The 12625-nt window shown below is 61.1% G+C and carries 11 protein-coding genes and 1 pseudogene; 5 read left to right on the top strand and 7 right to left on the bottom strand.

The annotated features are described in order from the left end of the window. The 3 genes from EOA86_RS06160 to EOA86_RS06150 all read left to right on the top strand — a co-directional run. Window positions 1–1516 (top strand): sugar ABC transporter substrate-binding protein (locus EOA86_RS06160; RefSeq protein ID WP_128341003.1); only part of this gene is annotated, 1516 nt, incomplete at its 5' end. 100 nt (window positions 1517–1616) lie between these two features. Further along, the gene (locus tag EOA86_RS06155; RefSeq protein WP_065008281.1) at window positions 1617–2738 is read left to right on the top strand and encodes a sugar ABC transporter permease; all 1122 of its coding nucleotides are present in this window, start codon (window positions 1617–1619) and stop codon (window positions 2736–2738) included. Between the two features lie 13 nt (window positions 2739–2751). Next, the gene (locus EOA86_RS06150; protein WP_029353494.1) at window positions 2752–3669 is read left to right on the top strand and encodes a carbohydrate ABC transporter permease; all 918 of its coding nucleotides are present in this window, start codon (window positions 2752–2754) and stop codon (window positions 3667–3669) included. Window positions 3670–3715: 46 nt separating this feature from the next. On the opposite strand, the gene EOA86_RS06145 is transcribed toward EOA86_RS06150, so the two are convergent. Both EOA86_RS06145 and EOA86_RS38455 read right to left on the bottom strand, forming a co-directional pair. Next, complete coding sequence (locus EOA86_RS06145; RefSeq protein WP_127209350.1) at window positions 3716–4459, bottom strand: creatininase family protein; 744 nt, start codon at window positions 4457–4459, stop codon at window positions 3716–3718. 5 nt (window positions 4460–4464) lie between these two features. Then, entirely contained in the window at window positions 4465–4605 is a 141-nt protein-coding gene (locus tag EOA86_RS38455; RefSeq protein WP_164759587.1) for a hypothetical protein, read from the bottom strand. A 133-nt stretch (window positions 4606–4738) separates the two neighbouring features. Here EOA86_RS38455 and EOA86_RS06140 point away from each other — a divergent pair, with 133 nt between their 5' ends. Continuing rightward, window positions 4739–5761: an aldo/keto reductase gene (locus EOA86_RS06140; RefSeq protein WP_127209349.1), complete on the top strand. Its 1023-nt coding sequence runs from the start codon at window positions 4739–4741 to the stop codon at window positions 5759–5761. Window positions 5762–5848: 87 nt separating this feature from the next. Here EOA86_RS06140 and EOA86_RS06135 read toward each other — a convergent pair whose 3' ends face one another. The 4 genes from EOA86_RS06135 to clpP all read right to left on the bottom strand — a co-directional run bounded on the left by EOA86_RS06135 (window position 5849) and on the right by clpP (window position 11209). Next, the gene (locus EOA86_RS06135; protein ID WP_023798342.1) at window positions 5849–6121 is read right to left on the bottom strand and encodes an HU family DNA-binding protein; all 273 of its coding nucleotides are present in this window, start codon (window positions 6119–6121) and stop codon (window positions 5849–5851) included. A gap of 194 nt (window positions 6122–6315) precedes the next feature. Next, window positions 6316–8727 (bottom strand): endopeptidase La, encoded by a 2412-nt coding sequence (gene lon, locus EOA86_RS06130; protein ID WP_128341002.1) that lies wholly within the window; start codon window positions 8725–8727, stop codon window positions 6316–6318. 282 nt (window positions 8728–9009) lie between these two features. Continuing rightward, on the bottom strand, window positions 9010–10284 hold the full coding sequence (gene clpX, locus EOA86_RS06125; RefSeq protein WP_029353486.1) for an ATP-dependent Clp protease ATP-binding subunit ClpX: 1275 nt from the start codon (window positions 10282–10284) through the stop codon (window positions 9010–9012). 295 nt (window positions 10285–10579) lie between these two features. Beyond that, window positions 10580–11209 carry an ATP-dependent Clp endopeptidase proteolytic subunit ClpP gene (gene clpP / locus EOA86_RS06120; protein WP_065008095.1) on the bottom strand — a complete coding sequence of 210 codons (630 nt, stop codon included), beginning with the start codon at window positions 11207–11209 and terminating at the stop codon, window positions 10580–10582. A 330-nt stretch (window positions 11210–11539) separates the two neighbouring features. Between clpP and EOA86_RS06115 the strand changes: the two genes are divergently transcribed. Next, window positions 11540–12130: a hypothetical protein gene (locus EOA86_RS06115; RefSeq protein ID WP_128341001.1), complete on the top strand. Its 591-nt coding sequence runs from the start codon at window positions 11540–11542 to the stop codon at window positions 12128–12130. A gap of 1 nt (window position 12131) precedes the next feature. Here the strand turns inward: EOA86_RS06115 and EOA86_RS06110 are convergent. Further along, a pseudogene (locus EOA86_RS06110) lies at window positions 12132–12625 on the bottom strand (sarcosine oxidase); the annotation flags it as partial.

The following is a 12625-nucleotide window of genomic DNA, read 5'->3' as shown; positions in this document are numbered from 1 at the left end:
CCTGCAAATCCCCGGTGTCGGCAAGGGCCAGCCGACCGATGCCGACTTTCAGCAGGTCGGCGAGCTCTGCCTGGAGGCGACCAAGGCCAACGTCAAGGAGGGCGAGTTCGCCGGCGTTGAGCTCAGTTTCATGGGACTCAACAACCAGAACCTGCACAATGTGCTGTTCCGCGGCTTCCTGAAGCCGTGGGAGGCCTATACCGGCGCCAAGATCAACTGGATCGACCTGGCGCAGGCCGACTACAATCCGCGTCTGCAACAAGCGATCGCAACCAACACCATCGACTTTGATATAGTCGAGATGGGCGCACCGTTCGAGGGCGATGTCTGCGGCAAGGGCCTGACCTCGGAAATGCCTGATTGGGTCAAGAAACAAATCGATATGGACGACTTGGTGGCCTATCTGAAGCCGCCGGTCGGCACCTGGGACGGCAAGCAGTACCGCGTCACCGTCGACGGCGACGCGCACAACTTCAACTACCGCACCGACGTGTTCGCCGATGCCGGACTGGCAGAAGCCTGGAAAGCTGACAGCGGTGACAAGGCGGGCCTGACGGAATGGGGTGTGCCGAAGACCTGGCAGCAGGTTCAGGCGGTGACCAAATTCCTCAAGGGCAAGCAGTTCCAGGGGCAGGACGTCTTTGGTTATCTCGACGCGCCCAAGCCCTGGGGCGGTTTCGGCTTCTATTTCCTCGGCAGCCGCGCTTCCGCCTATGCCAAGCATCCCGACGACAAGGCCTGGCTGTTCGATCCGGATACGATGAAACCGCGCGTCAACAACCCAGCCTGGGTGCGTGCGATCCAGGACGTGATCGATGCGCTGCCTTCCGAACCACCGGACCAGATCAATGCCGATCCGAACCAGACCTGTTTCTCGCAATTCCTGGGCGGCACCGGCTCGATGCTGGCCTGGTGGGGAGACGCCGGCTCGAATGCGAAGACCAACGACAGTTCGGTGGTCGGCGACGTCACCGGCTTCTCGATCTTGCCCGGCTCTGACGATGTCTACAATTCGAAGACAGGCGCCTGGGACAAGCTCGCCAGCGGTCCGAACTATGCACCGAACTGCGCCTATCTCGGCTGGGGCGTCTATGTCATGGCCCGCGTCGATTCCGACGAAAAGAAGAAAAAGGCGGCATGGTCCGCCGCCGCCCATCTCGGCGGTAAGGACCTGTCGCTCTGGTGCGCAGCGTACCCATCGGGCTTTCAACCCTACCGCAACTCGCATTTCGACATTCCGGAATGGGTGGCGGCCGGTTACGACGAGGCGTTCATCACCTCGTATCTGAAGTCGGAGGCCGACAGCTACAACCATCCGAACGCGGCGATCGAACCGCGCATCCCCGGCATCTTCCAGTATTACAGCGCCGCCGAGGACATTCTGGCCAACACGTTCGCCGGCAAGATGACGGCGCAGGAAGGCGCCGATGCCATCGCAGCCGCCTGGGAGAAGCTGACCGACCAGATCGGCCGCGAAAACCAGATCAAGCTCTACAAGGCCTCCCTCGGCATGTAGGCTGATACTATGGTGAACCTTGGTCCGGCGACGCAAAGCCGCCGGACTGCACCTTGACCGGCCAGCCGGTCATGAAGCCTTCAGTGAACGGACGAGACGCGTGGCTGAACAGACCTTGCCCACCGATGCGTGGCCGGCAAACGCCGCTCCATCCGATCTGATCTCGCCGGGCCGCAAGCGGCTCGGCCGCGCGTTGATGGCCGCTGCGACGCTCGGCCTGCTGGCAGTGATCGCAGTTCAGATCCTCTACAAGACAGAAGTCGACACGATCGGCTTCGAGACCTGGAGGCCGGTCGTCTATGCCTATGTGCTGTGGGGTATAGCACTCGGCGTCGGCCAGGTGCTGACGCGCGGCGAAGACGGTCAGCGCGCGCTGTTCCTGCTACCGGCGCTTTTGTTCACCATTGCCATGGTGATCTTCCCGACACTGTTCGGCTTCTACATCGCGCTGACCGACTGGAATCTCTCTTCGTTCGCCGGCCGCAAGTTCAACGGGCTCGACAATTTCTGGCAGATGCTGGCCGACCCCTACTACCGCAACGCGCTGTTCAACATGGTGCTCTATGTGCTCGCGGTCTTTGTCGAATATGTCATCGCCTTCGGGCTGGCGCTGCTGCTCAACGCGCAAATCCGGGCGCGCAAATTCTTCCGCGTCGTCTTCCTGCTGCCGCTGATGCTGTCGCCGGTCGCGGTGTCGTGGATGATCGGCAAATCCCTGATGGAATACCGCTTCGGCCCGGCCGCAACGCTGGCGCGCTATCTCGGCTGGGACAATCCGACCTTCTTCTCGAATCCGATCACCGCCCGCATCTCGATCATGGTGCTCGATGCCTGGACCTTCATCCCTTTCATGATGATCATGCTGCTCGCCGGCCTGCAGGCGATGTCACGCGAGGTGCTCGAGGCCGCCAGGGTAGACGGCGCCAATGCCTGGCAGACCTTCTGGCAGGTCACCTTCCCGCTAATGCTGCCGGTTTCGGTGACGGCGGTCATCCTGCGCATCATCTTCAAGCTGAAGCTTGCCGACATTATCATCACCGTCACCTCGGGCGGCCCAGGCGGCGCGACCGATTCCGTCTCGAGCTTCATCTATCGCGAGTATCGCGACCGCTCGAATGTCGGGTACGGCACCATGCTGGCGATGGCCTACCTCATCATCATCATCGTGTTCGTGACGTGGCTGTTGAAATTCGCCAACCGCTTCGTGCGCAACGTCAATTGAATGGGGCGGTGACATGAGCGTCCAGACCACCGAGTATGCCGCTTCCGAAATCCGCTCGCCGGCGAGCTTTTTCGCGAACCGCGTCTTCATCTATGGGGCGCTGGTCTTCTGGGCCTTCATCTGCCTGTTCCCGATCTACTGGACAATAACCACCTCGTTCAAAACCGCGGTCGACGTCACCCAGGGCCATCTCATCCCGTTCGTCGACTTCCGGCCGGACTGGAAGGGTTGGCGCTCGCTCGGCCTGTCGCCCGACTCGATCTTCCGAACCTCGACAGTGCGCGACGAATTCATCAAGCGCTTCATGAATTCGGTCATCACCTCGGTCGGCGCGTCGAGCCTCGCCATCGTCATCGGCAGTCTCGCCGCATACGGCCTCACCCGCTACCGCTATCACTTCGCCTGGTTCAAAAACGAGGACATCTCCTTCTTTTTCCTGTCGCAGCTGATCCTGCCGCCGGTCGTGCTCGCCCTGCCCTTTCTCGTGCTGTACCGGGAAGTCGGCATGCTCGACACGCGCATCGGGCTGATCCTGCTCTACACGCTGATGGTGCTGCCGATCGTCATCTGGATCATGCGCGACCAGTTCAACTCGATCCCGGTCGAACTGGAGGAAGCAGCCCTCGTCGACGGCCTGTCGATCTGGGGCGCCTTCTTCCGCATTGTCATGCCGATTGCGCTGCCGGGCATGGTTGCCGCATTCATCCTGGCGATGGTGCTGTGCTGGAACGAGTATTTCTTCGCCGCACTTCTGACCTCGACCGACGCCAAGACCATTCCCGTGATGGTGGCGAGCCAGACCGGTTCGCAAGGCATCAACTGGTGGTCGATGGCGGCGCTGGCCACCGCCGCAATCACGCCGCTTGCCGTCATCGGCATCGCGCTGGAGCGCTATCTGATCATGGGCATGACCGCGGGCGCGGTGAAGTAGCGGCGCCTTCTTTCCCTTCTCCCCTTTGGGAGAAGGCAGAGCCGCGTTAGGTCGACAATATCGCCCGCAAATGCTTGAGGATCATCGCGACGCCCTTTTGCCCCAGTTCAATCGAGGCCTCAGGGGCGCTCGCCGTGTACCATCCCGTATTGTCGGTAAAATTCCCGGCGTCCACCGCTTCCGGGCATAGCGCCAGCATCAGCGACGTCTCGCCGATGCCGGCATGATCGAACGGATACTGGCCGTTCATTGCTGCCGGCATCAGCGGATGCACCTGTATCCAGTTGAAGAAATTGGCGCCTTCGGCATGTTCGGCATAATAGCCTGCCATCGCCTCGGAGCCCCACCAGCCCTCGCCGCGCTCCTTCTCCAGAAAACGGAAGATCGCCTGGCGGCCGGCGGTCTTGAAGGCGAGATCGGTCGGCATGCCGGCAACAAAATTCTCGGTCTGGTGATGGATGATGGCGTGGATGTTGCGAAAGCCGATGCGCAGCAGGCTGTAGAACAGTTCATCCGCGAACGGCGCCAACGCATTTCCGCCGACCTGAACCGAGCCATTGCCCTCCGGCGGCGCCACAGCGTAGCTCGCCGCGCCATAATAGAACGGCGGCAGGATGACGATGTCGGCTTCTTTTTCGAACAGCTCCAGCATCTTGACGACTGCCAGCGTATCCATGCCGACGGCCATGTGCTCACCGTGGTATTCGAGCACGCCGAGCGGGAGCACGACCGGCCAGTTTTCGGCGGTCGCCTTGCGGATCTGGTGCGGCAGCATCAGCTCGTAGCGCATGACGCCTATTCCATGTTGGTTTGGCCGTCGGCGTCGATGCGGCTCTCGCCGATCCGAGCCACCACAGTGCCAAGCTCGTCGAGCACAGCCTCGAACAGGTTTTTGCCAGCATTGGAACCGGAGACCTGCCTGAATGTTTGTGCCATGTTTTTCCCCGAAGAGGTTGTTTTTGCTCATGCTATCACCGTGATAATCCGTGTCCAATGGATCGGAGTGCTTTTGCAGTGCCCCAGGCGTGATAGTGTCATGGCAATTGCGTAGGTGAGGAAACGGCAGGACATGAAGACACGGCATTTCGACCGCATCGGCAATGGCGGCATCGCGTTCACGGAACTCGGCTTCGGCACGGCGCCGCTGGGAAACCTCTATCGCGCTGTCTCCGACGAGGATGCCAACGCCACCTTGGAGACCGCCTGGCGAGTCGGCTGCCGTTACTACGACACCGCGCCACTCTACGGGCTTGGCCTGTCGGAAACGCGACTCAATCCGTTCCTGCGTTCGAAAAAGCGCGACGACTTGGTGCTGTCGAGCAAAGTCGGCCGCATTATGCGCGCCTGCCCGCCGGACCAACGCACCGGCATCGGCAAGTTCTTCGACACGCCGTCGCGCCGCGAGGTCTACGACTACAGCTATGACGGCGTCATGCGCTCCTTCGAAGCCTCGCTCGAGCGCCTCGGCGTCGACCGCATCGACATCCTTTTCGTGCATGATCTCGACATCTTCACCCATGGCAGCAAGGAGGCCTCGGACCAATGCATCGAGGAGTTCATGCGCTCGGGCTATTACGGGCTGCTGGCCTTGCGTGACCAGGGCGTCATCAAGGCATTCGGCGGCGGCATCAACGAATGGCAGGTTGCCCAGACACTTGCCGAGCGTGGCGACTTCGACCTTTTCCTGCTTGCCGGGCGCTATACGCTGCTGGAGCAGGAGGCGCTGCAATCCTTCCTGCCGCTATGCCAGAAGCGCGGCATCGGCATCGTTCTCGGCGGTCCGTATAATTCCGGCATCCTGGCAACCGGACCGAAGCCCGGCGCCTATTACAATTATTCCGAGGCGCCGCAGGACATCCTCGACCGCGTCGCGCGCATCGAGGCCATTTGCAAACGCCACGGCGTGCACCTGATAGAGGCGGCATTGCAATTTCCGCTGCTGCACCCTTCGGTCGTGTCGGTGATCCCCGGCGGCCAGTGGCCGAGCGAGGTCGAAAGCAACCGGTCGCTGCTCGACGCGAAACTGCCATCAGCACTCTGGGCCGATCTCAAAAAGGAAGGGCTGATGCGCGCGGATGCGCCGACGGCATAGAGCCGTCCGCTGCCCGCCAAAGCGGGTGCATAGGAAAAGCCGGGGAATGCCCGGCTTTTCTGGTCTCTGAAAAGGGTAAGAAGGCGCTTAGTTGACTGCGTCCTTGAGGCCCTTGCCGGCCGAAAACTTCGGCACGGTGCGCGCCGGAATCTGCACTTCCGCGCCGGTCTGCGGATTGCGGCCGGTCGAGGCAGCGCGTTTTGACACTGTGAAATTTCCGAAGCCGACAAGCCGGACATCGCCGCCCTTCTTCAGTTCGCCGGTGATGACGGAGAACACCGCATCAACCGCCGACTGCGCGTCACCCTTCGAAATACTCGCGGCATCGGCGACAGCGGACACCAGTTCGTTCTTGTTCATAAAAATTCCCTTCCATGAGAAACCGGAACGTACGACTCATCCGGCAGGAAACGGACTTTAGAAAGAAGCGCTTCCGCAACCAAGTCGAAAAGCGTCAAACGAGTCGAAAAAACCCCGGAATTCCGGGGTTTTTCACATGAAAAAGCCGGGCGCTAGGCCCGGCTCTCTCTTGTGCATTGCAACTTTAGCAGTAGCTAATGGGCGAGTGACTTGCCGGCGTCGTCCCCGGCATCCACCGCAGCCGGCGCATTGGCTGGTTCGACCCAGTCGATCGGCTCCGGCATACGCACCAGCGCATGGCGCAAGACTTCACCAACCCGCGCGACCGGAACGATCTCCATACCGTTCTTTACGTTGTCCGGAATCTCCGCCAGATCCTTGGCGTTGTCTTCCGGGATCAGCACCTTCTTGATGCCGCCGCGCAACGCTGCGAGCAGTTTCTCCTTGAGCCCGCCGATCGGCAGCACCCTGCCGCGTAGCGTGATCTCGCCGGTCATCGCCACATCGGCCCTGACCGGGATGCCGGTCAGCACCGAGACGATCGCCGTCGCCATCGCCACACCCGCCGACGGTCCGTCCTTGGGCGTTGCGCCCTCGGGCACGTGGACGTGGATGTCGCGCTTGTCGAACAGCGGCGGCTCGACGCCGAAATCGATAGCCCGCGAGCGGACGTAGGAGGCCGCCGCCGAGATCGATTCCTTCATCACGTCGCGCAGATTGCCGGTCACGGTCATGCGGCCCTTGCCGGGCATCATGACACCTTCGATCGTCAGCAACTCGCCGCCGACTTCCGTCCAGGCAAGCCCGGTGACGACGCCAACCTGATCGTCGGCCTCGACCTGACCGAAGCGGAAGCGCGGAACACCAAGGTAATCGGCGAGATTGTCCGCCGAGATGTCGACCGTCTTCTTCTTGGTCTTCAGGATCTCTGTCACCGCCTTGCGGCCGAGCTTCATCAGCTCGCGCTCCAGGCTCCTGACGCCTGCTTCACGGGTGTAGGTCTGGATGATACCGCGGATCGCGTCTTCGCCGACGGAGAACTCCTTCGGCTGCAGGGCGTGATCGCGGATCACCTTGGGCATCAGGTGACGCTTGGCGATCTCGATCTTCTCGTCCTCGGTGTAGCCGGCGATACGGATGATCTCCATGCGATCCATCAAAGGCGCAGGAATGTTCAGCGTGTTCGCCGTCGTCACGAACATCACACTCGACAGGTCGTATTCGACCTCGAGGTAGTGGTCCATGAACGTCGAGTTCTGCTCGGGATCGAGCACCTCAAGCAAGGCCGACGACGGGTCGCCGCGGAAATCCTGGCCCATCTTGTCGATCTCGTCGAGCAGGAAGAGCGGGTTGGACTTCTTCGCCTTCTTCATCGACTGGATGACCTTGCCGGGCATCGAGCCGATATAGGTGCGCCGGTGACCGCGGATCTCGGCCTCGTCGCGAACGCCGCCCAGCGCCATGCGGATAAACTCGCGGCCGGTCGCCTTGGCGATCGACTTGCCGAGCGAGGTCTTGCCGACGCCGGGAGGTCCGACGAGGCACAGGATCGGCCCCTTCAGCTTCTTCTGGCGGCTCTGCACGGCGAGATATTCGACGATACGGTCCTTGACCTTGTCGAGGCCGAAATGGTCGGTGTCGAGCACGTTCTGCGCGAAGGCCAGATCCTGCTTGACCTTGGAGTTTTTGCCCCACGGTATCGACAGGATCCAGTCGAGATAATTGCGCACGACAGTCGATTCAGCCGACATCGGCGACATCGTCCGCAACTTCTTCAGTTCGGCTTCCGCTTTTTCGCGGGCCTCCTTGGAGAGCTTGGTCTTCTTGATGCGCGCCTCGATCTCGGCGGCCTCGTCGCGGCCGTCCTCGCCCTCGCCGAGCTCCTTCTGGATCGCCTTCATCTGCTCGTTGAGGTAGTATTCGCGCTGGGTCTTCTCCATCTGGCGCTTGACGCGCGAACGGATGCGCTTCTCCACCTGCAGGACGGAGATTTCGGCTTCCATGAAGCCCATCGCCTTTTCCAGCCGCTCCTTGACCGAAAGCGTGGCCAGCATCTCCTGCTTCTCGGGGATCTTGATGGCAAGATGCGAGGCAACCGTATCGGCGAGCTTGGAATAGTCGTCGATCTGGCTGGCGGCACCCACCACTTCGGGCGAGATCTTCTTGTTCAGCTTGACGTAGTTCTCGAAGTCGGTGACGACGGAACGGGCCAGCGCCTCGACCTCGACCTCTTCCTCATCCGGTTCGACCAGCGCCGTGGCGCGGGCCTCGTGGAAGTCGGGACGGTCGGTGAACGCAACGATTTTCGCGCGCGAAGCGCCTTCCACCAGCACCTTCACGGTGCCGTCCGGCAGCTTCAGCAATTGCAGCACATTGGCGAGCGTGCCGATGTCGAAGATGGCATCGGCCTCGGGATCGTCATCGGCGGCATTCATCTGGGTCGCAAGCAGGATCTGCTTTTCCTGACCCATCACCTCCTCCAGCGCCTTGATCGACTTTTCACGCCCGACGAAGAGCGGAACGATCATGTGCGGGAACACCACGATGTCGCGCAGTGGGAGGACTGCGAAGACGCCGTCGCTGGGAGCCCTGGATATTTTGGCCATTGTCCAACCTTTCTTGTCGCGACTGCCAATCGGCCAACCGCGAATCTCATATTAACGACCGAGGATCGTTCCGCCTACCACCGTTTGTGACGGGAGTTTTACAGCACAGAATTCGGCACCCCGGCCTTCCTCAGTTAGTTGGAGGCACGGGGGGCAAAGATCAAGGGTCAACACGAAACCGTTCATCCAATCTGTCACAATCCATTCATCATAAGTCGGCCCGTCCGCAAAGCAAAACGGCGCCTCACGGCGCCGTTTGAAATTCCACTGCAGGGGCTCACGTCAGGCGCTGACGTTGCCCTTTTTTTCCTTCTGCTCGGAATAGATGTAGAGCGGCCTGGCGTTACCGGACACCACCTCTTCCGAAATAACCACTTCGCGCACGCCTTCCAGCGCCGGCAGTTCGAACATCGTGTCGAGCAGGATCGCTTCCATGATCGAGCGCAGGCCGCGCGCGCCGGTCTTGCGCTCGATGGCGCGCTTGGCGATCGCCGACAGCGCATTCTCATGGAAGGTCAGGTCGACATTCTCCATCTCGAACAGCCGCTGGTACTGCTTGACCAGCGCGTTCTTCGGCTCGGTCAGGATCTGGATCAGCGCCGGCTCGTCGAGGTCCTCCAGCGTCGCCAGGACTGGCAGACGGCCGACGAACTCGGGGATGAGGCCGAACTTCAACAGATCCTCAGGCTCGACCAGGCGGAAAACGTCTCCGGTGCGGCGATCCTCGGGCGAAGCGACGGTGGCGCCGAAGCCGATCGACGTCTTGCGGCCGCGATCCGAGATGATCTTGTCGAGGCCGGCGAAGGCGCCGCCGCAGATGAACAGGATGTTGGCGGTGTCAACCTGCAGGAATTCCTGCTGAGGATGCTTCCTGCCGCCCTGCGGCGGTACGGAAGCGACCGTACCTTCCATGATCTTCAACAGCGCCTGCTGGACGCCCTCGCCCGACACATCGCGGGTGATCGAAGGATTGTCCGACTTGCGCGAGATCTTGTCGATCTCGTCGATATAGACGATGCCGCGCTGGGCTCGCTCGACATTGTAGTCGGCCGACTGCAAGAGCTTCAGGATGATGTTCTCGACATCCTCGCCGACATAGCCGGCCTCGGTCAGCGTCGTCGCATCGGCCATGGTGAACGGCACGTCGATGATGCGGGCCAGCGTCTGCGCAAGCAGCGTCTTGCCGCAACCGGTCGGGCCGATCAGCAAAATGTTGGACTTCGCCAGCTCGACGTCATTGTTCTTGCCGGCATGAGCGAGGCGCTTATAGTGGTTGTGGACGGCTACCGACAGCACGCGCTTGGCGTAGGGCTGGCCGATGACGTAGTCGTCGAGAACCTTGAGGATCTCCTGCGGGGTCGGCACGCCCTCGCGTGACTTCACCATCGAGGTCTTGTTCTCCTCGCGGATGATATCCATGCAGAGCTCGACGCATTCGTCGCAGATGAACACCGTCGGGCCGGCGATCAGCTTGCGCACTTCGTGCTGGCTTTTGCCGCAAAACGAGCAATAAAGCGTGTTCTTGGAATCACCGCCGTTGTTGCCGACCTTGCTCATTTTCATGTCCTTTCATAGCCGCCCGCCGATGGTCTGGTTGAAAGGGCGCATATCTCAATCTATCGCGGGAAATCGCCGCCGCCAGTATTCCGGCTCCCGCAACGCATTCCGTACGAAACACATATCAGAAAACGTCGCAATGATTCGCACCAACCCCGCACAAAGCTAAGCCGTCGAAAATCAACATAGGCTTAACGTAGGCAATTGCTCCCGTCGAGGGAACAGCCAATTGTGGCCGAAATGCCGCAAGCGGCATCAAAAAGCGGGTTTTCCCACCGGCCAACTGCCACTGGTCTTATGTGGCAATACCTTCGAGCGGCTCACGCGACGAAATGACCTTGTCGATGAGGCCGAAATCCTTGGCCTCGTCGGCGGTCATGAAGTGGTCACGGTCGAGCGTCTTTTCGATCTCGTCGTAGCTCTTGCCGGTGTGCTTGACGTAGACCTCGTTGAGACGACGCTTCAGCTTGATGATATCCTGGGCGTGGCGCTCGATGTCGGAAGCCTGGCCCTGGAAGCCACCGGAAGGCTGATGGACCATGATGCGGGCATTCGGCGTAGCGAAGCGCATGCCATTCTCGCCTGCGGTGAGGAGCAGCGAGCCCATCGAGGCGGCCTGGCCGATGCACAGCGTCGCCACCGCCGGCTTGATGAACTGCATGGTGTCGTAGATCGCCATGCCCGAGGTGACGACGCCACCGGGCGAATTGATGTAGAGGTTGATTTCCTTCTTCGGATTCTCCGCTTCGAGGAACAGAAGCTGCGCGCAGACCAGCGTCGCCATGCCGTCCTCGACCGGACCGGTGATGAAAATGATGCGCTCTTTCAGGAGCCGCGAGAAAATGTCGTAGGCCCGCTCGCCGCGATTGGTCTGCTCGACCACCATCGGAACGAGGTTCATGTAGGTTTCGACGGGGTTCTTCATGGATTATCCCTTATTGCGAGATGGGATTCCGGCGCCGGGAGATTAGCAAATCGGGCAGAATCGGTTTTGGATCGTTATCCTGTAAATAGGATGTCGGCTCACCCTAGCGCAAGGCCGCCCCTCCTAGCCATCCGGTTAAGTCGAATCAAGGTTTCTGCACAGGATTCGCCCGAGGCTGCGTCGGCGCTAAAGCGGTGTGGCTGCGCTGCCGAGTAGCACTTTCTTAACCGCGTCGCTTAACGAAATATCTCGAAACTGCTTTCCCGCGATGGCGCTTCCCCTACAATTCAACGTTGAGCTTGCGCTGAAGGTTCAAACAGGGGGAGTGCCATGATCAGGAAAACTGCTTCCTCGGCCATCGCCAGCCTTGCTGTTTTCGGCATGGTGTCCGAAACGGCTGCCGGCGGACGCGCCGTCGAATGCTACGAGCCGGTCAACAGGCCGTCCGTTTACGACACCGTCCACGAAAAGGTGCTGGTCAGCCCCGGTGGCCAGATCGTCGACTACGATCCGCCAATCTACGGCACGCGCGAGAGCGTGGAGCAGATCGCTCCGGCCCGCGTCACTTACGAGGTGGTGCCGGCCGCCACGCGCACCGTCTACCACACGGTCAAGGTAGACGACGGCGGCTATGCCTGGGAATGGCGCATAATCCACGGCCGCAAAGTGCTGTGCAAGGTGTGGCGCAAACCCCGATATGCGCGGGTCGCCGAAACCGTGGTGGTTGAACCCGAACGCACAAGGCGCGTGGTCATCCCTGCCGAGTATGAAAGCGTGGCCCGAGAGGTGCTGGTACGGCCCGAGCAGCGGCGTGTCATCGAAATCTCCCCGTCCTACCAGACGGTGGCACGGCGAGTGCTGGTCAGGGAAGGTTCGTCGGGCTGGCGGCGCGTTCATATGCCAAGGCATTGCCGGTATTAGGTCACACCGCCTCCGCCCGCAGCCAGGCCTTCAAGCCGGCGACGTCGTCATTGCCGACCGTCGCCGCCACGCGCCTGCCGACCGCCGCGCCGAACTTGTAGCCGTGGCCGGAGCAGGCCGAGACAACAAGGCATCTGCCTTTTTCATGAGCCAGAAATTTCTCGTCGGCGGTGAAGGTGTAGGCGCAGGTGACGACCTCGGTGATCTTGTATTCTTCGACACGGGCGATCGGCGGCGAAAACAGGTCGCGGATCGCCTCACCCTCGCCCGGCACCGGCTGGCGGTTCCAGTCGGCGTCGCTGGTCGGCACCCTGTGCAGCCCTGAGCCGAATTTCATGCCGGCGCCGCCGGACGGCGGGATCACGTAGCCGTCGACAGCGCCGCCGACATTCAGGATTACGGGGGCTGCCTGCCATGCCGCTTTCAGATCCGCCGGTGGTTCGACATAGGCGAGCGCCGTGCGCCAGATCTTCAGTTCGCCGTCCAGTTCAGGAA

Source organism: Mesorhizobium sp. M5C.F.Ca.IN.020.32.2.1, from assembly GCF_004023105.1.
GTDB lineage: Bacteria > Pseudomonadota > Alphaproteobacteria > Rhizobiales > Rhizobiaceae > Mesorhizobium > Mesorhizobium wenxiniae.
The sequence above is the reverse complement of the archived record's forward strand: the minus strand, read 5'-3'. Positions and strand labels throughout refer to the sequence as shown.

Bases quoted from the DNA above. Each gene is read 5' to 3' on its own strand.
- EOA86_RS06150 (WP_029353494.1), top strand. From the start codon at position 2,752: ATGAGCGTCCAGACCACCGAGTATGCCGCTTCCGAAATCCGCTCGCCG.
- EOA86_RS06145 (WP_127209350.1), bottom strand. From the start codon at position 4,459: ATGCGCTACGAGCTGATGCTGCCGCACCAGATCCGCAAGGCGACCGCC.
- EOA86_RS38455 (WP_164759587.1), bottom strand. From the start codon at position 4,605: ATGGCACAAACATTCAGGCAGGTCTCCGGTTCCAATGCTGGCAAAAAC.
- EOA86_RS06140 (WP_127209349.1), top strand. From the start codon at position 4,739: ATGAAGACACGGCATTTCGACCGCATCGGCAATGGCGGCATCGCGTTC.
- EOA86_RS06135 (WP_023798342.1), bottom strand. From the start codon at position 6,121: ATGAACAAGAACGAACTGGTGTCCGCTGTCGCCGATGCCGCGAGTATT.
- lon (WP_128341002.1), bottom strand. From the start codon at position 8,727: ATGGCCAAAATATCCAGGGCTCCCAGCGACGGCGTCTTCGCAGTCCTC.
- clpX (WP_029353486.1), bottom strand. From the start codon at position 10,284: ATGAGCAAGGTCGGCAACAACGGCGGTGATTCCAAGAACACGCTTTAT.
- clpP (WP_065008095.1), bottom strand. From the start codon at position 11,209: ATGAAGAACCCCGTCGAAACCTACATGAACCTCGTTCCGATGGTGGTC.
- EOA86_RS06115 (WP_128341001.1), top strand. From the start codon at position 11,540: ATGATCAGGAAAACTGCTTCCTCGGCCATCGCCAGCCTTGCTGTTTTC.